Annotated in this window: 22 protein-coding genes; 8 read left to right on the plus strand and 14 right to left on the minus strand. The window is 58.2% G+C overall.

Features of this window, described 5'->3' with window-relative positions; translation table 11 throughout:
* The first annotated feature begins 159 nt into the window (after positions 1–159).
* Positions 160–1,572 carry a pyridoxal phosphate-dependent decarboxylase family protein gene (locus tag AC2FLB_RS20200; protein WP_496709955.1) on the plus strand — a complete coding sequence of 471 codons (1,413 nt, stop codon included), beginning with the start codon at positions 160–162 and terminating at the stop codon, positions 1,570–1,572.
* Between the two features lie 9 nt (positions 1,573–1,581).
* Positions 1,582–2,349 carry an HpcH/HpaI aldolase family protein gene (locus AC2FLB_RS20205; protein WP_496699028.1) on the plus strand — a complete coding sequence of 256 codons (768 nt, stop codon included), beginning with the start codon at positions 1,582–1,584 and terminating at the stop codon, positions 2,347–2,349.
* On the opposite strand, the gene AC2FLB_RS20210 is transcribed toward AC2FLB_RS20205, so the two are convergent.
* Complete coding sequence (locus tag AC2FLB_RS20210; protein ID WP_496702974.1) at positions 2,346–3,488, minus strand: DUF3095 domain-containing protein; 1,143 nt, start codon at positions 3,486–3,488, stop codon at positions 2,346–2,348. The genes AC2FLB_RS20205 and AC2FLB_RS20210 overlap by 4 nt on opposite strands.
* Before the next feature lie 141 nt (positions 3,489–3,629).
* On the opposite strand from AC2FLB_RS20210, the gene AC2FLB_RS20215 reads away from it, so the two are divergent.
* The 3 genes from AC2FLB_RS20215 to AC2FLB_RS20225 all read left to right on the plus strand — a co-directional run bounded on the left by AC2FLB_RS20215 (position 3,630) and on the right by AC2FLB_RS20225 (position 6,994).
* A complete protein-coding gene (locus AC2FLB_RS20215; protein ID WP_496679284.1) occupies positions 3,630–4,802 on the plus strand; it encodes an MFS transporter in 1,173 nt (390 codons plus the stop codon).
* Between the two features lie 23 nt (positions 4,803–4,825).
* Complete coding sequence (locus AC2FLB_RS20220; RefSeq protein WP_496709956.1) at positions 4,826–5,860, plus strand: glycosyltransferase family 4 protein; 1,035 nt, start codon at positions 4,826–4,828, stop codon at positions 5,858–5,860.
* 111 nt (positions 5,861–5,971) lie between these two features.
* The gene (locus AC2FLB_RS20225) at positions 5,972–6,994 is read left to right on the plus strand and encodes an aspartate-semialdehyde dehydrogenase (protein WP_496693089.1); all 1,023 of its coding nucleotides are present in this window, start codon (positions 5,972–5,974) and stop codon (positions 6,992–6,994) included.
* 163 nt (positions 6,995–7,157) lie between these two features.
* Here the strand turns inward: AC2FLB_RS20225 and AC2FLB_RS20230 are convergent, their stop codons facing one another.
* The 3 genes from AC2FLB_RS20230 to AC2FLB_RS20240 all read right to left on the minus strand — a co-directional run bounded on the left by AC2FLB_RS20230 (position 7,158) and on the right by AC2FLB_RS20240 (position 9,506).
* Entirely contained in the window at positions 7,158–8,057 is a 900-nt protein-coding gene (locus tag AC2FLB_RS20230; protein ID WP_496709957.1) for a type IV pili methyl-accepting chemotaxis transducer N-terminal domain-containing protein, read from the minus strand.
* A gap of 163 nt (positions 8,058–8,220) precedes the next feature.
* A complete protein-coding gene (locus tag AC2FLB_RS20235) occupies positions 8,221–8,751 on the minus strand; it encodes an SRPBCC family protein (protein WP_496709958.1) in 531 nt (176 codons plus the stop codon).
* Positions 8,752–8,855: 104 nt separating this feature from the next.
* On the minus strand, positions 8,856–9,506 hold the full coding sequence (locus tag AC2FLB_RS20240; protein WP_142637545.1) for a carbonic anhydrase: 651 nt from the start codon (positions 9,504–9,506) through the stop codon (positions 8,856–8,858).
* Between the two features lie 144 nt (positions 9,507–9,650).
* Here AC2FLB_RS20240 and AC2FLB_RS20245 point away from each other — a divergent pair, with 144 nt between their 5' ends.
* The 3 genes from AC2FLB_RS20245 (at position 9,651) to AC2FLB_RS20255 (ending at position 12,220) form a co-directional block, all read left to right on the plus strand.
* Entirely contained in the window at positions 9,651–10,040 is a 390-nt protein-coding gene (locus tag AC2FLB_RS20245; protein ID WP_496690522.1) for a hypothetical protein, read from the plus strand.
* A gap of 63 nt (positions 10,041–10,103) precedes the next feature.
* Positions 10,104–11,486 (plus strand): leucyl aminopeptidase family protein, encoded by a 1,383-nt coding sequence (locus tag AC2FLB_RS20250; protein WP_496709959.1) that lies wholly within the window; start codon positions 10,104–10,106, stop codon positions 11,484–11,486.
* A complete protein-coding gene (locus tag AC2FLB_RS20255; protein WP_496709960.1) occupies positions 11,483–12,220 on the plus strand; it encodes a C40 family peptidase in 738 nt (245 codons plus the stop codon). Before AC2FLB_RS20250 ends, AC2FLB_RS20255 begins: the two co-directional genes overlap by 4 nt.
* Here AC2FLB_RS20255 and AC2FLB_RS20260 read toward each other — a convergent pair.
* The 10 genes from AC2FLB_RS20260 to AC2FLB_RS20305 form a co-directional block, all read right to left on the minus strand.
* Positions 12,217–12,567 carry a DUF2794 domain-containing protein gene (locus AC2FLB_RS20260; RefSeq protein ID WP_496693095.1) on the minus strand — a complete coding sequence of 117 codons (351 nt, stop codon included), beginning with the start codon at positions 12,565–12,567 and terminating at the stop codon, positions 12,217–12,219. The genes AC2FLB_RS20255 and AC2FLB_RS20260 overlap by 4 nt on opposite strands.
* Before the next feature lie 71 nt (positions 12,568–12,638).
* Positions 12,639–14,306 carry an ABC transporter permease gene (locus tag AC2FLB_RS20265; RefSeq protein ID WP_496693096.1) on the minus strand — a complete coding sequence of 556 codons (1,668 nt, stop codon included), beginning with the start codon at positions 14,304–14,306 and terminating at the stop codon, positions 12,639–12,641.
* Positions 14,307–14,425: 119 nt separating this feature from the next.
* Entirely contained in the window at positions 14,426–15,646 is a 1,221-nt protein-coding gene (locus tag AC2FLB_RS20270; RefSeq protein ID WP_496693097.1) for a phenylacetate--CoA ligase family protein, read from the minus strand.
* A gap of 19 nt (positions 15,647–15,665) precedes the next feature.
* A complete protein-coding gene (locus AC2FLB_RS20275; protein WP_496679309.1) occupies positions 15,666–16,499 on the minus strand; it encodes an ABC transporter ATP-binding protein in 834 nt (277 codons plus the stop codon).
* A 108-nt stretch (positions 16,500–16,607) separates the two neighbouring features.
* Positions 16,608–17,891 (minus strand): ABC transporter substrate-binding protein, encoded by a 1,284-nt coding sequence (locus AC2FLB_RS20280; RefSeq protein WP_496693098.1) that lies wholly within the window; start codon positions 17,889–17,891, stop codon positions 16,608–16,610.
* Positions 17,892–17,964: 73 nt separating this feature from the next.
* Positions 17,965–19,041, minus strand: coding sequence for a branched-chain amino acid ABC transporter permease (locus AC2FLB_RS20285; protein ID WP_142637529.1), 1,077 nt, complete (start codon positions 19,039–19,041; stop codon positions 17,965–17,967).
* Between the two features lie 3 nt (positions 19,042–19,044).
* Positions 19,045–19,302, minus strand: coding sequence for a hypothetical protein (locus AC2FLB_RS20290; protein ID WP_496693118.1), 258 nt, complete (start codon positions 19,300–19,302; stop codon positions 19,045–19,047).
* Between the two features lie 2 nt (positions 19,303–19,304).
* A complete protein-coding gene (locus AC2FLB_RS20295; RefSeq protein ID WP_142637525.1) occupies positions 19,305–20,291 on the minus strand; it encodes a branched-chain amino acid ABC transporter permease in 987 nt (328 codons plus the stop codon).
* A 77-nt stretch (positions 20,292–20,368) separates the two neighbouring features.
* On the minus strand, positions 20,369–21,187 hold the full coding sequence (locus AC2FLB_RS20300; protein ID WP_142637523.1) for an ABC transporter ATP-binding protein: 819 nt from the start codon (positions 21,185–21,187) through the stop codon (positions 20,369–20,371).
* A 78-nt stretch (positions 21,188–21,265) separates the two neighbouring features.
* Positions 21,266–23,209, minus strand: coding sequence for an AMP-binding protein (locus AC2FLB_RS20305; RefSeq protein WP_496679343.1), 1,944 nt, complete (start codon positions 23,207–23,209; stop codon positions 21,266–21,268).
* Positions 23,210–23,580: the final 371 nt, after the last annotated feature.

A 23,580-nucleotide genomic window follows, 5' to 3' on the forward strand; every position in this document is an offset into this window, starting at 1 on the left:
GGCTTATTAGAGCCTAGATTATTCCACTTCTCTCTGCGGAAACATATTCAGAAAAACCTCAGACCACTGGATTCCTGCAAAGGGCGTTGACGTTTCAACCCGGATATTCATCACTGGCACAGGATCGAAAGCGGTGTTCAGAGAAGATTGGAAGATAAAATGAACTGGGATGAATTCTCGGATTGGGGCGCCAAGATTGCTGAGTGGGCACAGGATTACCATCTGACTGTCGGCGACAATCCGGTTAGGGCCAGAACGGAACCCGGTGATATTCTTAACGCTTTACCCGCGCGCCCTCCCGAGCGCTCCCAGGCGATGGAGGAAATCTTTCACGATTTCGAACAGATTGTGATGCCTGGGATTACCCATTGGCAACATCCTCGCTTTTTTGCCTATTTTAATGCAAACGCCTCGGCCCCGTCGGTTCTGGCCGAGTTTCTAACCAGCGCCATCGCTCCGCAATGCATGTTGTGGCAGACATCCCCCGCCGCGACCGAGATGGAGACGCGGATGATGGATTGGTTGCGGCAGGCCCTGGATCTGCCCACGGGCTTTGCAGGTGTCATTCAGGATTCCGCCTCGTCCGCGACCCTGGCCGCTGTGCTGACCATGCGGGAAAAGGCGCTGAATTGGCAGGGCAACCAACATGGGTTGTTCGGACAGAAACCGCTGCGCGTATATTGCTCGGCCGAGGTCCATACCTCGGTTGATCGCGCCATATGGGTTGCGGGGATCGGGCAGGAAAATCTGGTACGGGTGCCCATACAAGGCGACTGGCGCGGGATGGACCCACAGGCGCTGGAAACAGCAATCCAAGCCGATTTAGACTCTGATTATCAGCCAACCGGCGTGATCCTCTGCGTCGGCGGCACCGGAACCGGCGCGACCGATCCGGTAGAGGAATGTCTGAAGATTGCGCAAAAATACGGGCTGTATTCACACATCGATGCAGCTTGGGCTGGCTCGGCCATGATATGCCCCGAATACCGCCATTACTGGGAGGGAGTCGAGCAAGCCGACAGCATCGTATTCAACCCGCATAAGTGGCTGGGCGTTCAGTTCGATTGCTGCGCCCATTTTCTGAAGGACCCCGATGATCTGGTACGGACACTCGCGATCAGCCCGGAATACCTGAAGACCCACGGCAAGGACGGGATCATAAATTATTCTGAATGGTCGGTACCGCTGGGCCGCAGGTTCCGAGCCCTGAAACTGTGGTTCGTAATCCGCGCCTATGGTCTGGAAGGGCTACGTGAAAGGTTGCGCAATCATATAACATGGTCAGTGGCTCTGCATGACCGGCTGAAGGCGGAATCCGATTTCGAAATCACCACCAACCCTATGTGGTCATTGTGGACATTCCGCTATGCCCCCCTTGGGTCAACCGATCTGGACGATCTGAACCTACGGCTGGTTAATGCGATCAATGATGATGGCCGCATTTACTTGACTCAAACCCGCGTTGATGGCGACTTGGTGATCCGCTTTCAGGCCGGTCAGTTTGAGACCACGCAGGCAGACGTCCAAATGGCATTTGACGTGATCACTGAAATCGCCCGCTCGCTAAACTAGAGGTTCCACATGTCCGCACCCGTCAACACGTTCAAACAAGCCCTGAAAAACGGCGACCATCTGATTGGGTGTTGGTCCAGCTTTGCTGAGGCGGTAACAGCCGAGATCATGGGCACTGCCGGATTCGACTGGCTGGTGATCGACGGTGAGCACGCGCCGAATGATATCCGGTCCATCCGGGATCAGCTGATCGCGCTGGCCGCCAGTCCGACACATCCCGTCGTGCGAATCCCGGTGGGCGACACCGCATTGATCAAGATGGTGTTGGACGCAGGTGCTCAGACAATCCTGGTACCGATGGTGGAAAGTGCCCAGCAGGCGCGCGATCTGGTAAGCGCCTGCCGCTATCCGCCCCAAGGTGTGCGAGGCGTCGGCGCGATGGCCTCACGCGCAACGCAATACGGAACGGTTCAGGATTACATTCAGACCGCAGACGATCAGATATGTCTGCTGTTACAGGTGGAAAACCGCGCCGGTATCGCCGCATTGGATGCCATTGCACAGGTAGAAGGCGTGGATGGCGTGTTTATCGGTCCGTCTGACCTGTCCACTGACATGGGTTTTCAGGGAAACAGCGCCGCGCCCGAAGTCCAGGCGGTGATCGCCGACGCGATGAAACGCATCGTTGCAGCAGGCAAAGCCCCGGGCATTCTTGGTGTCACGGATGAGGCATCGCAGGCCTATAAGGACATGGGCGCCCAGTTCCAGGCGGTGGGGATCGACGTGATGCTGCTGACACAGGCGGCGCGTGCCCTGGCCGCAAGGTGGAAGGCCTAAGCCCGCATCGCCGAGGCCGCCTGAGCATACCCGCCCGAGGCACCATCGACGAAATGGACGTGATCGTCACGGGTGGCCGAGGGGACAAAGCAGGTCATCATCGCCTCATCCTGCGCGTGCAGCCCGTATCGGATCCTGCCCTGTTTCCGGGCCTGTTCAAGAACGGTCTGAATCTGGTTCAGGGTGGCCGGGTCACAATCCAGCGTCATTTTCAGCCCGTCATCGAATTTGCGGAAATCCGCATTGCGACTGACCGTGCGCTTATAGTGTTCTGGCTCAAAATTCCCCAATCGCTTGCCAGATTTGAACAGCAGCCCGATCATCAAATTCTGCGCCAACAGCTTGATTTTCTGCAGCAAAAGATTGCGACCCGCACGGGACACATGGGCGTCCAGCGCCAAACCAGGCGGCGGCCAGCGGATCGGAGGGCCGCTTTCCGGCATCGGGTGGCCGGACCGGTCCAATCCTTCAGCGGCCACTAGAACAGCCCGTGACAGGTCGGCGAAATCGGTCTCGGTAGCGCGGGCAGTTGGCTGCACCACCACCGAGACAATCTGACCATTCTGCGCCTTGCTGTTGGACCAGCGGCAGGACAGCCCGGTCAAATCCGGCAGCGCACCGGGGGCTGCGTACGGAACCTCAAACCGGCCTGCTTTCATCTCGGCCTCGGCCCAGGCCAGACCACCGCCCGAGAACATCGCATAATCCACCCCCTCGGATGGCGCGTAACGCGCAACCCGAAGATCCTTGCCCGCCTGCCGGATTTCGGCGACGGGCACGACGGCCCCGCGCAGTGCGATCTCGAACTCTTCTTCCGCCCAGCGCCGCAAATCGGCCAGAACGCTACGTGCTGCCTCTGCCGCGCTTGCCGGTACGGCGAACCCGGCACCATCACCCCCAAAGACATAGGGAAATTCTTGCCCGCGAAGCGCATTGATCATGGCCGAGATCACCGCGGCCCCAACCATGTTCACGGCCTTGTATCGTCCCCGCTCTATCTGACCGGTGGAATCCACGACATCTGCGACACCAAGAACCCATTCCGTCGGCACCGCGGTAAAGCGTTCAGGATCAGTCAGATTGTTAAAGTCCCGCAACAGCGGAAGGCTGTCATAAAATGCGGCCTGTGCGTCTTTCATTGGTTCCTCGACAATATGAATAGACCTTCAGATAGCCCAAATTTGTTCGATGTCCGCTGAAAACATCATAGCACACGCGCTTGTACATATCACGGGGACATGCCAAGCATTTGCTGGCGGGTTGGGCGAAAGAGGCGTCTCATGAAAACCGGACTGGTGGTTCTGTGTCTGGGCTATGTGCTCAGCCAATTTTTTCGCGCCTTTCTTGCCGTTCTCAGCGTCGATCTGGGGCGTGACATCGGGGCAAGGCCCGAAGATCTGGCCTTTGCCTCGGGGCTTTGGTTTCTGGTCTTTGCCGCCATGCAACTGCCAGTGGGTTGGGCGCTGGACCGGATCGGGCCGCGTTTGACGGCTGCGGTTTTGTTGCTGGCAGGTGGCGCGGGCGGCGCTGCGTTGTTTGCAGTGGCCAGCACCCCGTTTCATATCGCAGTCGCGATGGGGCTGATCGGAGTCGGGTGCTCGCCCGTTCTGATGGCATCCTATTACATCTTTGCCCGCGAATACCCGCCCGCCCGCTTTGCCACGCTAGCAGCCATCATGCTGGGCGTTGGGTCGGTCGGCAATCTGGTGGCCTCCTACCCCACAGCACTTGCGGTCGAACTGATGGGCTGGCGCGCCACAATGGCTACACTGGCAGTCGTTTCGGCCATTATCGCAGCGGGCATCTGGATCAGCGTTCACGACCCCAAACCGGTTGAGACCGAGCATCGCGGGTCAGTGCTGGACCTGCTGAAAGAACCTGCCCTGTGGGCCATCCTGCCGCTGATGCTGGTGGCCTACGCCCCCGCGGCTGCGACACGAGGCTTGTGGGCAGGTCCATATCTGAACGACGTTTTCGCCCTCAGCACCACGCAGATCGGAACCGCGACGCTGGTCATGGGGGCGGCTATGATTGCCGGCACCTTTGCCTATGGGCCGCTCGACCGGCTTTTGGGCACACGGAAATGGGTGATCTTTGGCGGCAATGCCTTGGGCGCGGCGGCGCTGGGGCTGTTGTGCCTGTGGATCGACATGGCAGTCTGGGTGTCAGTAAGTCTGATGGCGGTGATCGGTTTCATGGGCGCCAGCTTTCCGGTCATCATGGCCCATGGCCGCGCCTTCGTGCCGCCGCATCTGGTCGGGCGTGGCATGACCCTGTTGAATCTGTTCGGCATCGGCGGAGTGGGTCTGGCGCAATTTGTCACCGGCCGCGTCCATGCCGCGACAGTGGACATCAGTCCAACCGCGCCCTACACAGCGATATTCGGCTTTTTTGCAGTCACGCTTGCCATTGGATGCGTGATTTACCTATTCAGCCGCGACAGCGTTGACTGACGCTGGAACCATCGGGAGAGCCCATGTCCGACCCTGTTGTCATCGCACCGAACCTCAAGCGCAGGCTGTCCGGCGTGACCGCGACGATTGCGCGGCTGGTGCCCTTGCAGGTGCAATGGATCGACATCGCCGCAACCGGACCGGGCCTACCGGCCGACCTGCCCCATATCCCGCTGGGCCGCCTGCCCTTTCTGTCGCGCAAGACCACGCGCGTCTGGCATGCGCGCCGCAATACCGAGATGCTGTTGGGCCTGATCCTGCGCAATGTCTTTCGTCTGCGCCTGAAACTACTGTTCACAAGCGCCTCGCAGCGGGCGCATACGGGCTATACCAAATGGCTGATCGACCAGATGGACGCGGTGGTTGCCACCTCGCGCAAAACCGCCGGATATCTTGAGCGGGACGCGCAGGTCATCATGCATGGCATCAACCTGCAGGATTTCACCCCGCCCGCGGACAAAGACACCCTGCGGGGCAAACTCGGCCTGCCAGGTGGTCTGCTGCTTGGGTGCTATGGCCGTATCCGGCACCAGAAAGGCACCGATGCTTTCGTCGATGCGATGATCAACCTTTGTGGCCGTTTCGAAGACGTCCATGGCATCGTCATGGGCCGCGCGACCGAAAAACACACCGGCTTTCTGGCCGAGCTGAAAGACAAGGTCGCCAAGGCGGGCCTGTCTGACCGCATCCTATTCAAACCCGAGGTCACGGTGGATCAGATCGCCGAGTGGTACCAGGTGCTGGACTTGTTCATCGCGCCGCAACGCTGGGAAGGCTTTGGCCTGACCCCGCTCGAGGCGATGGCCTGCGGCGTGCCTGTGGTGGCAACCGATGTCGGTGCCTTTGCAGAGATCGTGACTGACCCCTCACTGGGCCATGTGGTCGAACCGGGGAACATTCCCGCCCTGGCTGATGCCGCTGCTGAAATGCTGTCGAACCCCGAGTCGCTGGCGCTATCCGGCAGCGCCGCCCGCGTCCATGTGGAACAGAATTTCGACATCTACGGCGAGGCAAAGACCTTGGTGGCGCTCTATGAACGGCTTCTGACCGACGCCTGAGACGATGCACCGCGTCAAATCGGTGTCATTGGGGGAAATATCCCGCGAAACCTCTTTTTTCTTTGCTGCAACGCGGCTATGAACGCGCGTCCTTAACTTTGGAGACATGAAATGGGCTATCGCGTCGTAGTCGTCGGCGCCACAGGTAATGTGGGCCGCGAAATGCTGAACATTCTGGCAGAACGCCAGTTCCCCATCGATGAACTTGCCGTGCTGGCAAGCCGTCGGTCGCTGGGAACCGAAGTAAGCTTTGGCGACAAGACACTCACGACCAAAGACCTGGACACGTTTGATTTCACCGGCTGGGACATGGCACTGTTTGCTGTGGGATCCGAGGCGACCAAGGTCTACGCCCCCAAGGCGGCGGCGGCTGGCTGCGTGGTGATCGACAACTCGTCCCTGTATCGCTATGACCCTGCAATTCCGCTGATCGTGCCGGAATGTAACCCCGAGGCGATCCACGACTATAAGAACAAGAACATCATCGCCAACCCCAACTGCTCGACCGCGCAGATGGTTGTCGCGCTGAAACCACTGCATGATCGCGCCAAGATCAAGCGCGTCGTCGTGTCGACCTATCAGTCGGTTTCCGGCGCGGGCAAAGAAGGGATGGATGAGCTGTGGGATCAGACCAAAGCCATCTACAACCCCACCACCGAAGTTCCGCCGAACAAGTTCCAGAAGCAGATCGCCTTCAACGTCATTCCGCAGATCGACGTCTTCATGGAAGACGGCTCGACCAAGGAAGAGTGGAAGATGGTTGTCGAGACCAAGAAGATCATCGACCCGTCGATCAAGGTCACCGCGACCTGCGTCCGCGTTCCGGTTTTCGTTGGCCATTCCGAGGCCGTGAATATCGAGTTCGAGGAATTCTTGGACGAAGACGAAGCCCGTGACATCCTGCGCGAAGCACCAGGTATCATGGTGATCGATAAGCGCGAACCGGGCGGCTACGTCTCGCCGATCGAATGCGCGGGTGATTTCGCCACCTTCATCAGCCGCATCCGTCAGGATTCAACCATCGAGAACGGCCTGAACCTGTGGTGCGTCAGTGACAACCTGCGTAAGGGCGCAGCGCTGAACGCGGTACAAATCGCCGAATTGCTGGGCCGTGAGGTCCTGAAGAAGGGATAACTGATACCCTTTCTTTATGTATTGACCAAACCCCGCAGCGCCGCTTGCGGGGTTTGTTTTTTCTTAGGCCGCAAAAAGAAATCCGGGCCCATCTCTGTAGTGGACCCGGATCAGATTAAAGTGATTGGTGTTCGTGTAGCCCGCCGGTACGGCGCAGCCCCAATCAAGAGGCGATCTTGATCGCATCCTCGTACAGCAGAACCGCACGTTCGGATTCTTTCTCGAGCACATCCATTTTTGCACAGAATTGCACAACGTCCTCCAGGCTTGGCACCTCTGCGGCGTTCAGGGCCTCGACGGTTGGCTGCAGATCGTTCCACTGGGCCTTTACCTGTTTCAGCGCCTCAAGCGAGGCGTCACTGGGCGGTACAGACATCTTGAGGTATTCATTGCCGCCGCCAATCAACGCATCGACGATCTTGCCAAACTTGGTCGCGTTCTTCTTGAACTTCTCGTGGTGTTCTGCGGTTTCTTTTCCGGTGGCGGCCAGCGCAATTTCTTTGCAGATCTTCTGGGTGATCATCCGCTGACGACCTGCGAATTCCAATGCCAGGGCCATCGACGGTTCAATATCGACCTCGCCATAGGCCGCTTCTAGCTTGCGGACCACGGCGTGGCAGGATTCTTCAAGTGCCTCGACATTGCCCACGATCATGTTCAGTTGCGCTTCGTTGATCGACTTGTCAGCAACGATGTCTTCGACCGCGGTCCCGTATGGCACCCAAACGCTGGCGACTTCCTCAAGCGCTTTGTTAACGGAATAGAATCTTTCCCGGTCAATACCGGACGACCCTTTGCCTTCTTTGAAGCCAAGCAGGATATCGTCAAATTCATCATGCGCCTGCTGCAATTCACTCAGGTTCCGATCAACTGCTCCGCCGATGCTGACCAGAACGGCGGATTTGGCGACCTTCTCGGACAGAAAGCTCAGCTTTTCAGCGGCCAGAATTCGGTGCGCAACCTGACCCGCGGCCATAGCCAACGCATAGCCCCCAACCGGTAAGAATGCCGTTAGCCCGATTCCCAACGCTCCGGAGGCGAAAACACGACGATTGATACTCATGGCGGTCTACCTAACCCTGCTGCTTTAACATGTGTTTATCGAGGAAAAAGCGCGTTAAATGTCCCAACACGGTGTTCAGAAAATGAAATAATGGTGGCTTTTTGAGTTTCAACTGGCCAATCCGGCCCTCGGCTGATCACTCCGGTCAGGGGTTTGGCCTTGTTTACCCTTCGACCAGCGTTTTCAGATTATCCAACCCGCGCTGGTAATCTCCGCCAACCCATTTATCCATCATCAGCCCCATCCAGCGGGACATGGGATTCATACCCAATTCGGATTCAAACCCCCAGGTCACTTTGGTGCCGCTGCCCTCCGGCTGCAGTTCAAACATGGCAATAGCAGTGCCCATTGGACCAAAATCCAAGGCGGTTCTGACCATCTGGTTTTCAACGCTTTCGGTGATCTCTTGCGAACCGGTGCCGACCTGCCGGTGATCCGACGACCAGTTCAGCACATTCCCGACCCCAGAATCAGGCCCGCCATAGGTCAGCTTCGTCTCGGGATCACGAGATAACCATGGCGACCATTTCTCAGTCTCTTGCATGGAGTTGACATAAGGAAAGATGACCTCGGGCGAGGCATCAATCGTGATGCTACGCGAAACTTCTGCCTTGCCTGGCAATATAAAGGACACCCCTACCAGAACCAGAATCAAGACTAGCACGGTGACAAGAACACGTTTGATCAATCGCATGGAATGCTCCGAATCCCTAAAATGACATCCCAAACTTATCAAAAAAACAGCGCGGAATCAGTAGTCTGATCCGCGCTGCCTGAAATTGTCGAAAATCCGCCGGGTCAGACGACCACGAATTTCTTTTCGCCGGGATCATAACACTGAAGGCCACCTTCACCGATATCTGTCCACAAACCGTGCAGGCTGAGCGAGCCGCTCTCTACCGCCGCGGAGATGAAGGGGAAGGTCATCAGGTTTTCGAGCGAAGCAACAACCGCCTGCCGTTCGAACTGGCGCGCTTGGTCGGTGCTGTCTTCGATATCGGCAACCAGATCATATTTTGGTTTGAGGATATCCATCCAGCGACCAACAAAGCTTTCTTTGGCTTCCAGCAGTGGTGCCTGGCCCTTGCACATGTCGATACAGCCCTGCACACCACCGCATTGGGAATGGCCCAGCACGATCAGATGCGCCACTTTCAGCGCGGTCACCGCGTATTCGATGGCAGCACTGGTGCCGTGATGATCGCCGTCGGGCGCATAAGGCGGCACCAGATTGGCAATGTTGCGGTGAATAAAGAACTCACCCTGATCCGCCCCAAAAATCGAGGTGACATGAACCCGGCTGTCGCAACAGGAAATCACCATGGCCCGCGGACGCTGCCCTTCGGTGGCAAGACGGCGATACCAGACCTGATTTTCCGAATATGTCGTGGCTTTCCAGCCATGATACCGATTGACCAGATAGTTTGGCAGAGGTTTGGCGAATTCCATTCTTGTGTCCCTGTTCATGTCTCGGTGGACTGCTGTAACCTGAATTCGAAGAAAATTCGAGCCATTATCCTGCCCCATGGCAAGGTTTTGCAAAGGAATTGCGCACCACATTCGGGCTATGCCGTGGGGGCGTATAGAATTGGGGTGAATGTGGTGGAAAAGATCGTCACGCTTGAACACAAAGAAACAGTGCGGCTGGATTCGGATCGTCTGAATGGGCTGTATCGACAACTGGGTGAGAAAAACGCGTTGGACGTGCTGTGTCGCACGGTCGAGGAATTGGCGGTGCGCCTGTCGAATTGCGAGCGGTTCTGGAGACAGCGTGACTGGGCCGGGCTGCGCAAATGTGCACGATCCATTGTGGCCATTGCCGAACAGATCGGAATGATGGCGCTGGCCTGTGTGGCGAATGATGTGGCGCAGAATGTGGACGCGGGCGACTCGGTCGCCGCCGGGGCCACGCTGTCGCGGCTGATCAGGGTGGGTGAGAAATCGCTGACCGTGATCTGGGATCAGCAAGATCTTTCGGTCTGACAGGGCTTGCGGACGGTCCATGGACGGCTAGGTTGGGCATAAGCCACAACAGTCGAGATTTTCATGACCCTGTCTTTCGCACCATCGTCGGACGCATCTGTCCCCCTTCACGTCATTGCCCAGCCGGATCTGGACGACTGGCTGACGGGTCAGCCCGAAACAGTGACGGCCTGGGCCAAGATCAGCGGATTCACCGGTGCGATGGGTCAGGTTTTGCTGATTCCAGGGCCTGACGGTGCGGTACAGTCTGCTTTGGCGGGGTATGGCACAGCCACTGGCCGGTCCCGCAAGCGGTTTCCGCTGGCCGCCGCCGCCGAAGCCCTGCCCGAAGGCGCATATCACATCGCGTCGGGCATAGACCAAGCTGATCTGGAAACTGAATGCCTGGGGTGGTTGCTGACCGGTTATGCCTTTGACCGCTATGCCAGCCAATCCCCGGCCAAGGCTCGTTTGGTTGCCCCCGACGGGATCGACGCCCCCCGGCTTGAGGTTCTGGCCGGGGCCGAGGCGCTGACCCGCGATTTGGTCAATACTCCGGCCTCGGATATGGGACCGGAACAGCTTCATAGCGCAGCCGAAGCCCTGGCACAGGAATTCGGCGCCTCTTTCGAGGTTGTTCTGGGCGACGCCCTGCTAGAGCAGAACTTCCCCATGATCCACACGGTTGGCCGCGCCGCCGCACAAGCGCCCCGTCTGATTGAGATGAACTGGGGCGTGACAGGCCCAAAGCTGACCCTTGTCGGCAAGGGCGTCTGCTTTGACACTGGCGGGCTAAACCTGAAACCCGGCGCCTCGATGGGGCTGATGAAGAAAGATATGGGCGGGGCCGCAAATGTATTGGGGCTGGCCCGGATGATCATGGCGCTGGAGCTGCCCGTGCAGCTACGCGTGCTGATCCCGGCGGTAGAGAATTCCGTTGCGGGCAACGGCTTCCGGCCCGGCGACATCCTGACCTCGCGCAAGGGGCTGACGGTTGAGATTAACAATACCGATGCCGAAGGGCGCTTGGTTTTGGCCGACGCATTGGCGCTGGCGGATGAGGGCGAACCGGATTTGGTAATCTCGATGGCGACACTGACCGGGGCGGCACGTGTGGCGGTGGGCAGCGATCTGGCGCCGTTCTATACCGACAGCGATACTGCGGCGAACGCCTTGACCCGCGCAGCGGGCAAAGCGGCCGATCCGGTCTGGCGCATGCCTTTCCACGACCCCTATGAGGGCCTGATTGAACCCGGTATTGCGGACCTGGATAACGCACCGGCGGGTGGTTTTGCCGGTTCGATCACCGCCGCGCTGTTCCTGCGCAGATTTGTCGGTGACAGCCCCTATATGCATTTCGACATCTTCTCGTGGCAGCGCAGCAAGGAACCCGGACGCAGCAAGGGCGGGTTCGGTCAGGGGCCCCGCGCCCTTCTGACTGCCCTGCCCAAGATTTTGGGCCTATGACCCGGCAGCGCATCATACAACCGGTCATCGACCTGTTGCGCGCCCCGGACGGGCCGCGAGATCGCCAGCTTTTGTATGGGGATGGTGTTTGCACGCATGAAGAGAACAACGGCTGGAGCCGGATCACCTCGGACAAGGACGGCTATGCGGGCTGGGTCCGGTCAGACTGTCTGGCCCCAGATGTGCCTGCCACCCACTGGATCACGGCACCGTCAACACATGCATATGAGCAACCGAACATGAAATCCCGGGACCGAACCTCGTTAAGCTTTGGCAGCAAGGTTCAGACAATGTCCGAACAGAATGGATTTATTGAGACGGAGCTAGGCTTTATCCCGGCCATACACGCCAAACAGATCAACGTCACCCTGACCGATCCGGTCGCCGTGGCCGAACTGTTTCTGGGAACGCCCTATCTTTGGGGCGGCAACAGCCGGTTCGGGCTTGATTGTTCAGGTCTGGTTCAGGCCGGAATGCTGGCTTGTGGGCTGCCCTGCCCCGGTGATAGTGGCGACCAGGAGCGTGATCTGGGTCAGGCGCTGACCCCTGGCACACCCGCTCAGCGCGGTGATCTGTTGTTCTGGAAAGGGCATGTGGCCTGGGTCTACGGCGACAATATGCTGCTGCACGCAAATGCGTTCCACATGGACGTGACCTTTGAGCCGATGGATGTTGCAATCACGCGCATTCTGGAACAGGGCGATGGGCCCGTGACCGCCCATAAAAGGCTCTAATCCAAGTCGACCGACCGTATCAGCTTGCGTTCCAATACCCGCAGAACTGTGCGCAGATCATGACCGCGTTTCAGGATGCGGCCATCCATACCGACCACCGAATACATCCCTTGTCGTGCCCGCAGACGCGGATCTTTTTCGACCCGATAAATCGGATGCTCTGCCGTGCGGCGGAAGATGGAAAACACCGCCATATCACGCAGGTTCGAGATCCCGTAATCGCGCCATTCTCCGGCGGCGACCATCCGGCCATAGACAGAAAGGATTTGGGACATCTCGTGGCGGTCAAACGCGACAGGCATCTGGGTCGGGTTTGCAGAAAACCGGCTGGGAGGCTGCATGTTCATGCCCCAAGCCTTGCCGGAAAACGTGTTCGAATCAAGCCTATCCGCAATCGGGTGTGACTTTTTCGTCGGTGCTAGCGCTGTCGCCCAACCTGTCGGCAGATCAGGATCACCGGCAACAACCCCACTGCCAGTATCACCAGCGAGGGCACAGCAGCGCCCTCTAACCGCTCGTCTGATGCCAGCCGATAGGCCTGCACCGCCAGCGTATCGAAATTGAAAGGCCGCATGATCAGGGTCGCGGGAAGCTCTTTCATCACGTCCACAAAGACGATCAACAAAGCTGTCAGCAGCGACGGCGTCAGAATCGGCAAATGCACCCGGCGCAACGTCCCCAGCGGCGTTTGCCCCAAAGACCGCGAGGCCGCATCCATATTGGCATGCACCGTGCTCTGCCCTCCCTCATATGCGCTGAGCGCGGCGGCCAGAAACCGCACCATATAAGCGGCTACCAACAGCCAGATCGAACCGGTAACAAGCAACCCGGTCGACAGGTCGAAATTCTGCCGCATCCATGCATCCAGTGCGTTATCGAAACTGGCAAATGGCACCATCAGCCCGACGGCGATCACACCGCCTGGAACCGCATAGCCCAGCCGCGCCATGTACCCGGCACCAGAGGACACCCTCCCCGGCCGCAATCGCTGAAAGAACCCAACGCTGATGGCCGCAAAAACCGTGACAACCGCCGCCACACCGGCCAGCGTCAGCGAATTCTGAATGAACCCGAGATAGCGCCGTGACAGAAGGTTCTGTTCGGACTCCATCCCCATCTGAACCAAAATGAACACCGGCAACAGAAATCCGAACAGCACCGGTATGGCACACAGGGAAAAAGCCGCGCCCGCTTGCCAGCCCTTCAGCCGGGCGGATGGCAGCGAGGCGTGGCTTTTGCCTGCCTGATAGTATTTGGCCTTCCCGCGCTGCATCCGTTCCGCCACGGCCATGACCAGCGCAAAGCCCAGAAGGCAGAGCGCCAGCTGCGCCGCACCCACCCGATCACCGATCGAAAACCAACTGGTATAGATGCCCGTGGCAAATGTCTGCACCCCGAAATAGGCCACGGTGCCGAAATCGGCGATGGTTTCCATGATGGCAAGCAGCACGCCACCCGCAATCGCCGGGCGCGCCATTGGCAGCGAAACGTGCCAAAAGGCCAGCCACGGACTTTTGCCCAACGCGCGCGCTGCCAGAAAGGCCGTTGCACTCTGCTGCAGAAAAGCGGCCCGGGCCAACAGGTAGACGTAAGGATACAAGACCAAGATCAACATCACCGCCGCACCCTCGGTCGACCGAATCTCGGGGAACCAATAGTCGCGCGGGCCCCAGCCCGTTACCTGACGCAGGGTGGTCTGGACAATGCCCGGATGATCAAGAATGAATGTATAGGCATAGGCCAGCACATAGGCCGGGAAGGCCAGCGGCAGCACCAACGCAATTTCCAGAATGCGCACGCCAGGGAACCGCGTCATCGTCACGAGCCAAGCTGCGCCCACGCCGATGGAAAACGTGCCCGTGGCCACCAGCACGACCAGTATCAGTGTCGTCATCGCATAGCCGGGCAGAACAGTTTCCAGGAGATGCGAAACCGTATCCGTGCCGCCCGTCGTTGCGGCCAGAACAACCGCAAGCATCGGCAACAGACAGGCTGCCGCCACAAGGCAGGCCACCACGCCGACGAGGCGTGTACCTACAGCGCCGCGGTTGCGCCTTCCGTGCTCAGAGATTTCAATATCGGCCATGATCCCGGCTTTAACTGGCTAAGGCGCAGAGTCCGTCTTTAATCGACCAAAACGCTCGGAAACACCAGTGGGCAGCGAAACAAATCTGCGACACATACTGCCGCAGAGTTGCACAGCCTTCATTCGTAGACGCGCTGATCCTCGATCACCAAACCATCTTTCGGCAGCGATCCCGGCGCCACGACTTCGATCGCGCCTTTCAACTTCAGCACCTCGACGACGGATTTCGCATAAGCCAAGTCATCTCCGCCGGCGCTTTCGATCTGAACCTTCATCGTGTCCATCTCACCCTGGCGGGCGGCAATGACGCGCGCCTTGACGATTTCATCATGCTTGTCGACCAGCGCCGCGACCTGTTCAGGGCGCACGAACATACCCTTGATCTTGGTTGTCTGATCCGCGCGTCCCATCCAGCCCTTGATGCGCATGTTGGTGCGACCGCAAGGTGACTGACCAGGTTGAACCGCCGACAGATCACCGGTGGCAAACCGGATCAGCGGATAATCGGGGTTCAGTGAGGTCACGACAACCTCACCCACTTCACCCGGCGCGACCGGGTTTCCGGTTCCGGGGGTGACGATCTCGACGATGACATGCTCATCAATGATCATCCCGTCCATCGCCGGGCTTTCATAAGCGATGCTGCCCAGATCGGCGGTGGCATAGCATTGCAGACAGGCGATACCGCGATTGGCGTATTCCTGACGCAAAGACGGGAACAAAGCACCGCCACCAACAACGGCAGTCACGAAATCCAGTGCCACGCCCATCTCATCGGCCTTGTCCAAAATGACCTTGAGGTAATCCGGTGTGCCCGCATAAGCGGTGCAGCCGACATCGCGCGCGGCGGTTACCTGCAGTTCGGTTTGGCCGGTGCCGGCAGGCAGCACAGCAGCCCCCACCGCCCGCGCGCCACTTTCAAAGATCATGCCCGCCGGGGTCAGGTGATAGCCAAAGCAATTCTGAACGATGTCTCCGGGCCCGACACCTGCTGCGTGCAGGAACCGCCCCATCCGCCACCAGTCGTGATCGGTGCTGCCGGGCTCATAGATCGGGCCGGGCGACTGGAAAACATGATGGAAATGCCGGGCCGGTTTGACGGTAAACCCGCCAAAGGGCGGGCGCGACGCCTGCGCCTTAGCCATATCGGACTTGCGCAGAACTGGCAGCTTCACAAGGTCGTCCAGCGACTTTACAGCTGCCGTATCAACATCCGCCATATGCGCCGCAAACCCCGGAGCCGAGTTCGCGCGCGTGATCTGTACCTGCAACGCCTCAGACTGTTCAGAGGCGCGCTGGTCGGCCGAGCGGGTTTCTAGCGCATCGTAGAATTTCGTCATCGCCAAATCCTCCATCCGCCTACAGCCACCTCTTGCGGCGGCGGTATGAGCGCACATCGCGGAAGCTTTTGCGGCCGTCATCCGACATGCCCAGATAGAATTCCTTAACATCGGGGTTTTCGCGCAGCTCGGCAGCTGGGCCATCCATCACCACGCGGCCGGATTCAAGAATATAGCCGTAATGTGCGAACCTGAGCGCCACATTGGTGTTCTGCTCGGCCAGCAGAAACGAGACGCCCTCTTTTTCGTTCAGATCTTGGACGATGCCGAAAATCTCTTCGACAAGCTGCGGGGCCAGCCCCATGGACGGCTCATCCAGCAGGATCGTCTCGGGCCGCGACATCAGCGCCCGACCCATCGCAACCATCTGTTGCTCTCCGCCCGACGTGTAACCCGCCTGGCTGCGGCGGCGTTCCTTCAGACGTGGGAAATAGGTGTAAACAAGGTCCAGATCCTGTTGGATCGCGGCCTTACCATCTTTGCGGGTATAGGCGCCGGTCAGCAGGTTTTCCTCGACCGTCAAATGTTCGAAACAATGGCGACCCTCCATCACCTGGATGACGCCTTTTTGCACCAGATCGGCAGGCTCACTTTCATGCACGCTGGTCCCGCGATACTTGATTGATCCCTTGGTGACTTCGCCCCGTTCCGAATGCAGCAGGTTCGACACCGCCTTGAGTGTGGTGGTCTTGCCTGCCCCGTTGCCGCCCAGCAGGGCCGTAATGCCCCCTTTGGGCACCGTTAGGCTGACGCCTTTCAGCACAAGGATCACATGATTGTAGATCACCTCGATATTGTTGACCTCAAGCAGGGTTTCCGCCTGCACGTCAGTGGTTTGTGCCGCATCCAGCATCAGCGCGTGTCCTCATGCCTGTCCCGAGAGGGACCGTTGGGATAGAGCGGCGGCTACCCGCCGCTCTGGTCAGTTTCGCGGCCCCGGATCAAGACCGGGGCCAGCCACTTATTCACACCCAGGTGTGATGTTGTTTTCCGCTGCATAGGCTGCAGAATCTTCTTCGATCAACGTGTTGATCACATCTGCATCGGTCGGCTGGAAGTCCTGAACCGGGTTCCAGGTTCCGGCCGCAGCATCCCACTGCACAACGCCGACAAGGCCGGGTCCGCCGTGATTTTCGCACGAGACCGAGAATTCAGGCCCGAAACCGGTCATGCCCAGCGCTTCCATCTTGGCGTTGGTCATTTCCAGCGCCTCCATACCATCGCGCATCATGGATGCGTCGATATCAGCGGTATTGTGGATTCCCTGCGCAGTCTTCACAGCTTCAGCGGCCAGCATGGCGGCATAGAGACCGCGGTTATACTGAACCGAGCCAAGCTGATCGCCCGCACCCGCCGCTTTGCCTGCATCCACCACGTATTTCTGCAGATCGTCATAGACCGGATAGTCCATGCCCAGCCCGGTAAAGGTCAGTGCCTTATAGCCGTTTGCCTTGTCGCCCGCGGGCTGCACGTCAAATTCAGCGCCAGACCACCAGACTCCGATGAAGTTTTCCATCGGGAAGCGGATGTTCGCAGCTTCCTGCACCGCGACCTGGTTCATCACGCCCCAGCCCCACATGATTACATAATCAGGCTTTTCGCGGCGAATTTGCAGCCACTGCGATTTCTGTTCCTGACCGGGGTGGTCAACAGGCAGCAGCGTCAGGTCGTACCCGTGCTTTTCAGCCAGGGTCTCCAGCGTGCGGATCGGTTCCTTGCCATAGGCCGAGTTGTGATAGACCAGTGCGATTTTCTTACCGTTCAGGTCACCATCGTTTTCGCTCAGCAGATAGTTGATCGCGCCCGACGCTCCGTTCCAGTAGTTGGCCGGATAGTTGAACACGTGGCTGAATACCTTGCCGTTCGCAGCAGAGGTCCGGCCATAGCCCATCGTGTGCAGCGGAATTCCATCTGCGGTCACTTTTGGGATCAACTGGTAGGTAATGCCGGTCGACAATGGCTGATATACCAAGGCGCCTTCGCCCTTTGTGGATTCATAGCATTCTACGCCTTTTTCGGTGTTATAGCCGGTTTCGCATTCGATCACATTGGCCGAAACACCTCCGATGCCGCCGTCACGCTCGTTGAGCAGTGTGAAATAATCGGCATAGCCGTCAGCAAACGGGATACCGCCTGCCGCATATGGTCCCGTCCGATAGCTGAGCGACGGGAACACAAGGTCGGCCATGGCCGGACCTGCGGCCATCATGGCGCTCAGCGCCAGGGTTGCCAGTTTCGTCTTCATCGGGTGTCTCCTCCCTTGATTGGTCCGATGTTGAATTCGGGCTTTGCACCCGTCTTGTCTTTGGGCCTGCCCGTCAGTGCGGAAACGGCCAGAGTCTGAGTTTCTCTTTCGCCACACGCCAAAGCTGCGCCAGCCCATGCGGTTCCAGAATCAAGAACATGATGATGAGTGCGCCGACGATCACCAGATTGAGATGCGCAACGATATCAGTGGGCCAGCCCAGTAGATCGACACCGACCACCTTCAAAACAACCGGCAGCAATACCAAGAAAGCTGCCCCGGCGAAGGAGCCGAAGATAGACCCTAATCCGCCGATAATGACCATGAATAGGACCAGGAACGATTTCTGGATGCCAAAGACTTCGCCAACCTCAACCGCGCCCAGATAGACCGCAAAGAATAGCGCCCCCGCGATACCCACAAAAAATGAGCTGACAGCAAAGGCGGTCAGTTTTGCCTTGAGCGGGTTTACCCCGATGATCTCGGCCGCGATATCCATGTCGCGGATCGCCATCCATGTCCTGCCGGTCGTTCCCCGAGTCAGGTTCCGTGCAATGATGGCGCAGAAGGTCAGGAAGATCAGGCAGAACAGATAGGTTGCCCAGGCCGGAGCATTCGGGCCTGTGATGATGATGCCGAACACATCCCGCTCGGGCGCGTTGATCTGCCCAGATGCCGAGTAGTTGTAGAACCACGGCACACGGTTGAACAGCCACACCAGAAAGAACTGCGCCGCAAGCGTGGCCACGGCCAAATAGAACCCTTTGATCCGAAGCGAAGGCAATCCGAACAGAACACCGACAATGGCGGTGATCCCGCCCGCAAGGATGACATGGATGAACATGCTGACTTCGGGAAAGGCCGTCATCAGCTTGTAGCAGGCATAGGCTCCCACAGCCATGAACCCACCGGTACCCAGCGACACCTGCCCGCAATAGCCAACCAATACATTCAATCCGATGGCGGCGATCGCATAGATCAGAAACGGAAGCAGCAGCGCGTTCGCCCAGTAGTCATTGATGATGAATGGAATGATCCCAAATGCCACTGCCAGCACCACATAGTACCGATACCGGTCAAATTTGATCGGAAAGGTCTGGCTGTCTTCCACGTAAGAGGTTTTGAAATCTCCGGCCTCGCGATAAAACATGTCTTACTTTCCCCATTCTTCCTGCGCCCGGTCGCGGGCGACAGTGTTCAGTTGGCTGGAGCCTTTGGCATATCCGCTCGCCTCTGAGGCGCGCACAAGTTTCATGTAGGCCATGACACCCGTGACCAACCCGGCAAAAGCCAGGATCGCGGCAATCGTCAGTTGGCTGTCGGTCAGATCGTCCGAGGTCAGGGCGATATACCCAAACGCCCAGAACCCGGCCCATGCGATAACGTTGAGAATGGCGATGAGTTTGGTCATGACTACACCCTTTCGATGATCTTCTCGCCGAACAGACCCTGCGGCCGGAACACAAGGAAGATCAGCGCAAGCACGTAGGCAAACCAGTTCTCGGTCGCACCGCCAACCATCGGGCCAATGGCGAACTCGAACAGTTTCTCACCCACACCGATGATCAACCCTCCGACGATGGCTCCTGGGATCGAGGTAAATCCGCCCAGCATCAGCACCGGCAACGCTTTGAGCGCGATCAGCGACAGTGAAAACTGCACGCCAGACTTGGTGCCCCACATGATACCCGCGACCAGCGCTACAAACCCGGCCACAGACCAGACCATGATCCAGATGAAGTTCAGCGAAATCCCCACCGACAGCGCCGCCTGATGGTCATCCGCCACCGCGCGCATCGCCCGGCCCTGCTTGGTATATTGGCTGAACACAACCAGCGCCGCCACCAACAGCGCCGCAATTACCGTTGCCACAATGTCCAGATTGTCGATGAAGAACCCATAGCCGAAGACGTTAAAGGTCGCTTCATCGAGCCAGAGGTTGATGCCCTGCGGCAGGCCTACATCCAGCGTCTTGATCTCGGACCCCCACATCAGGTCGGCCACGCCCTCAAGGAAATAGGCCAGCCCGATGGTGGCCATGAACAGGATAATCGGCTCTTGGCCAACCAGGTGACGCATCACGAACCGCTGCACGGCCCAAGCCAACAGAACCATCACCGCCATAGTCAGAATAATCGCCAGCAGCGCAGGGACACTCCAGCCAAAGTAATGGATATGCGTCCCGAAAGTCGCATTGATCAGATGTGCAAACGGCACCTGCCCGTTCATGATCCCGACCAGAGTCATCGCGGCAAACAGGGCCATAACCCCTTGCGCATAATTGAAAATCCCTGACGCCTTGTAGATCAGCACAAAGCCCAGCGCGACCAGCGCATAGAGCACCCCGGCCATAAGACCGTTGAGGATGACTTCCATCGCAAATACGAGTTGTTCAGGCATCCTATGTCCTCCGAACAGATTTCATCGGGCGCGTCATCCCGGAAAATTCGTCGAATTTTCTCAGCCCGTTCCGTAGATCAGTCATGGCTCACCCCCAGATAGGCATCGATGACTTCCTGATTGTTGCGCACCTCATCAGGCGTGCCGTCGCCGATCTTCTTGCCGTAATCCATCACGACCACCCGATCGCTCAGATCCATCACCACGCCCATGTCATGTTCGATCAGGGCGATGGTGGTGCCGAATTCATCATTCACGTCGAGGATAAAGCGGCTCATGTCCTCTTTCTCTTCAACATTCATCCCGGCCATCGGCTCATCCAGCAGTAACAGCTTGGGTTCAGCGGCCAGCGCCCGGGCCAGTTCGACCCGTTTTTTCAAGCCGTAGGGCAGGCGTGAAACGGGCGTCTTGCGGATATGCTGGATTTCGAGAAAGTCGATGATCCGTTCGACCGCCTCACGGTTTTCGGTCTCTTCGGCCTCGGCCTTACCCTTCCACCAAGCCTGCTGCAGGATATTTGTCTTCATATAGTTCAGGCGCCCGGTCATGACGTTGTCCAAAACGCTCATCCCTTCGAACAGGGCGATGTTCTGGAATGTTCGTGCAATCCCCTGCCGCGCGACCTCATAGGGCCGCATTGGAGGGCGCTTGGCCCCGTGAAACCAGACCTCGCCCTCTTGCGGGACATAGAACCCCGAGATCACGTTCAGCATCGAGGACTTACCCGCCCCGTTCGGACCGATAATGGCGCGGATCTCACCCTCACGGATGTCGAACGAGATATCCTTGATCGCCACCACACCGCCAAAGCGCAGAGTGATGTTCTTCATCTCCATCACGACGCCGCCGATCTTGCGGCCGTCTTCGGTGACATATCCTTCGGAACTATCCAACATCAGCCCCTCCTTGACTTACGCAATACACGGAATGGCGGGCGGGCGATGACCATAGGTCGAGCGGCGCAGGACCGGACTTCATTCCGCCGCTACCTTGTGTTGCGCGACCGTTACAACCGGCGCATCCACGATCTCAAGTGTGGCACTGATCGAACCCTTGCGGCCGTCCTCATAGGTCACCTCGGTCGTGGTCGAAACGCTTGAAGACCCGTCATAAAGCGCGGTGATGATGTCGTGGAATTTCTCTTCGACAAAGCCCCGGCGCACCTTGCGGGTTCGGGTCATCTCGCCGTCATCCGCATCCAGTTCCTTGTGCAGCACCACAAAGCGATGCACCTGACAGCCCGACAGCATTTCATCGGCGGCGACCGATTTGTTGACCGCTTCCACATGGGACTTGATTGTCTCTAACACTTGCGGATGTGCCGTCAGTTCCTGATAGGACCCATAGGCGACGTTGTTGCGCTCCGCCCAGTTCCCCACGGCGGTAAGGTCGATATTGATGAACGCCACGCAGCGATCCTTGCCATTGCCGAACAGCACGACCTCAAGAATATCGGGATAGAACTTCAGCTTGTTCTCAACATATTTCGGCGCAAACATCGAGCCATCGACCATTTTTCCGACGTCCTTGGCCCGATCAATGATCCGCAGATGACCGCTGCTTTCCTCAATGAACCCGGCATCACCCGTGGCCACCCAACCCTCGGCATCCTTGGTCGAGGCGGTCGAGTCCGGGTTGTTGTAATATTCGACAAACACACCTGGCGAGCGATAGTAGATCTCGCCCGTTTCGGCGATCTTCAGCTCGACATCTGGCGCGGGCACACCAACCGTATCGGCGCGCACCTCGCCATCGGGCTGCACGGTGATGAAGACCGTCGCCTCGGTCTGCCCATAAAGCTGCTTCAGGTTAATCCCCAGCGAGCGGTAGAAATCGAAAATCTCAGGCCCGATCGCCTCGCCTGCCGTATAACCGACCCGGAACCGGCCATACCCCAGCGTATCCTTCAGCGGCCCATAGACCAGCAGATTGCCCAGCGCGTATTTGATCCGATCACCAAACCCGACCGCTTTGCCATCCAGCAGTAACCCACCCACCTTTTTGGCATGGGCCATAAAATGGTGGAACATACGCTGCTTCAGCTTGCCCGCATCTTCCATCCGGATCATGACGTTGGTCAGCTGCGTTTCAAATACCCGCGGCGGGGCAAAGAAATAGGTCGGACCGATCTCGCGCAGGTCGGTTATCATCGTGTCAGCGCTTTCGGGACAATTCACACAGAATCCGCACCAATAGGCCTGACCGATGGAAAAGATGAAATCACCCACCCAAGCCATCGGCAGATAGGACAGGATGTCCTCATTCCGGGTCAGGTGGTCAAACTCTGCAGAATTCTTGGCGCTTTCGATCACATTGCGGTTCGACAGCACCACGCCTTTCGGCTTGCCTGTGGTGCCCGAGGTATACAGCATCACACAAGTGTCGTCATAGGTGATCGCAGCGATACGCGCGTCCAGCTCGGCATCAAAGCGAGCATGACCTGCGCTGCCTTCGGCCTTGATGTCGTCCAGCGCGTTCATCTGGGAATGATCATATTTCCGCATCCCACGCTTGTCAGTGTAGAGGATGTGTTTGATCTGGTGAACTTTTTCCTGAATCTCGATGACCTTATCGACCTGTTCCTGGTCACCGCAGACGACATATTTCGCCCCGCAATGTTCCATCACATATGTCATCTCTTCGGCGACCGCGTCCTGATAGAGCGGCACCGGAATCGCACCCACCATTTGGGCCGCAACCATCGACCAGTAATGCGCCGGGCGGTTCCGGCCTATGACGGCGATATGGTCGCCCTTCTCAACGCCAATCTCAAGAAACCCCAGCGCAATGGCGCGGATTTCCTTGGCCGCCTCGGCCCAGGTCCAGCATTGCCAGATCCCGAATTCCTTTTCGCGATAGGCCGGGGCATCCCCGAACTGAATCACATTGCGGTGTAGCAGCGCCGGAAGAGACTGCATCCCTTCAGCGCCTGACTGCGTCTGAGTCAATCTTTTTCTCCTCCCCACCCGGCCCCTCCCCGGGCCGGAAATGGCGGGTCCGGGTCTGGCCCGGACGCCAACGCCCCGATTAAGGGACGTCGACACGATCAGCGTCAAGTTTTGCCTGATGTTTTCTCAATTCTTACGAAATGTAACAAGTTGGGCCGTGCCGCCCGGACCATACACCTCGTCAGAGACCCGGCCCGAGATGACCACAAACTGTTCCGCGAACTGCAAATTTGCAGCAGGTAAGCGCATTCATCCGCGTATACCGATATTGGCTTGGGGTTTTGTATGTTTACCGCGCCTGGAATTCACCGTATGCATCCCGCAACTGAGTAGGACATTCA

It is taken from the genome of Ruegeria sp. CDSA236 (assembly GCF_059611285.1).

What these genes read in the sequence shown, in the direction of transcription:
- AC2FLB_RS20220 (WP_496709956.1), top strand. Translation starts at nt 4,826, where the DNA reads ATGTCCGACCCTGTTGTCATCGCACCGAACCTCAAGCGCAGGCTGTCC.
- AC2FLB_RS20285 (WP_142637529.1), bottom strand. Translation starts at nt 19,041, where the DNA reads ATGTTTTATCGCGAGGCCGGAGATTTCAAAACCTCTTACGTGGAAGAC.
- AC2FLB_RS20305 (WP_496679343.1), bottom strand. Translation starts at nt 23,209, where the DNA reads ATGCAGTCTCTTCCGGCGCTGCTACACCGCAATGTGATTCAGTTCGGG.
- AC2FLB_RS20270 (WP_496693097.1), bottom strand. Translation starts at nt 15,646, where the DNA reads ATGACGAAATTCTACGATGCGCTAGAAACCCGCTCGGCCGACCAGCGC.
- AC2FLB_RS20205 (WP_496699028.1), top strand. Translation starts at nt 1,582, where the DNA reads ATGTCCGCACCCGTCAACACGTTCAAACAAGCCCTGAAAAACGGCGAC.
- AC2FLB_RS20275 (WP_496679309.1), bottom strand. Translation starts at nt 16,499, where the DNA reads ATGCTGGATGCGGCACAAACCACTGACGTGCAGGCGGAAACCCTGCTT.
- AC2FLB_RS20280 (WP_496693098.1), bottom strand. Translation starts at nt 17,891, where the DNA reads ATGAAGACGAAACTGGCAACCCTGGCGCTGAGCGCCATGATGGCCGCA.
- AC2FLB_RS20230 (WP_496709957.1), bottom strand. Translation starts at nt 8,057, where the DNA reads ATGAGTATCAATCGTCGTGTTTTCGCCTCCGGAGCGTTGGGAATCGGG.
- AC2FLB_RS20200 (WP_496709955.1), top strand. Translation starts at nt 160, where the DNA reads ATGAACTGGGATGAATTCTCGGATTGGGGCGCCAAGATTGCTGAGTGG.
- AC2FLB_RS20225 (WP_496693089.1), top strand. Translation starts at nt 5,972, where the DNA reads ATGGGCTATCGCGTCGTAGTCGTCGGCGCCACAGGTAATGTGGGCCGC.
- AC2FLB_RS20240 (WP_142637545.1), bottom strand. Translation starts at nt 9,506, where the DNA reads ATGGAATTCGCCAAACCTCTGCCAAACTATCTGGTCAATCGGTATCAT.
- AC2FLB_RS20300 (WP_142637523.1), bottom strand. Translation starts at nt 21,187, where the DNA reads ATGTTGGATAGTTCCGAAGGATATGTCACCGAAGACGGCCGCAAGATC.
- AC2FLB_RS20255 (WP_496709960.1), top strand. Translation starts at nt 11,483, where the DNA reads ATGACCCGGCAGCGCATCATACAACCGGTCATCGACCTGTTGCGCGCC.
- AC2FLB_RS20235 (WP_496709958.1), bottom strand. Translation starts at nt 8,751, where the DNA reads ATGCGATTGATCAAACGTGTTCTTGTCACCGTGCTAGTCTTGATTCTG.
- AC2FLB_RS20215 (WP_496679284.1), top strand. Translation starts at nt 3,630, where the DNA reads ATGAAAACCGGACTGGTGGTTCTGTGTCTGGGCTATGTGCTCAGCCAA.
- AC2FLB_RS20210 (WP_496702974.1), bottom strand. Translation starts at nt 3,488, where the DNA reads ATGAAAGACGCACAGGCCGCATTTTATGACAGCCTTCCGCTGTTGCGG.
- AC2FLB_RS20250 (WP_496709959.1), top strand. Translation starts at nt 10,104, where the DNA reads ATGACCCTGTCTTTCGCACCATCGTCGGACGCATCTGTCCCCCTTCAC.
- AC2FLB_RS20295 (WP_142637525.1), bottom strand. Translation starts at nt 20,291, where the DNA reads ATGCCTGAACAACTCGTATTTGCGATGGAAGTCATCCTCAACGGTCTT.
- AC2FLB_RS20265 (WP_496693096.1), bottom strand. Translation starts at nt 14,306, where the DNA reads ATGGCCGATATTGAAATCTCTGAGCACGGAAGGCGCAACCGCGGCGCT.
- AC2FLB_RS20260 (WP_496693095.1), bottom strand. Translation starts at nt 12,567, where the DNA reads ATGAACATGCAGCCTCCCAGCCGGTTTTCTGCAAACCCGACCCAGATG.
- AC2FLB_RS20290 (WP_496693118.1), bottom strand. Translation starts at nt 19,302, where the DNA reads ATGACCAAACTCATCGCCATTCTCAACGTTATCGCATGGGCCGGGTTC.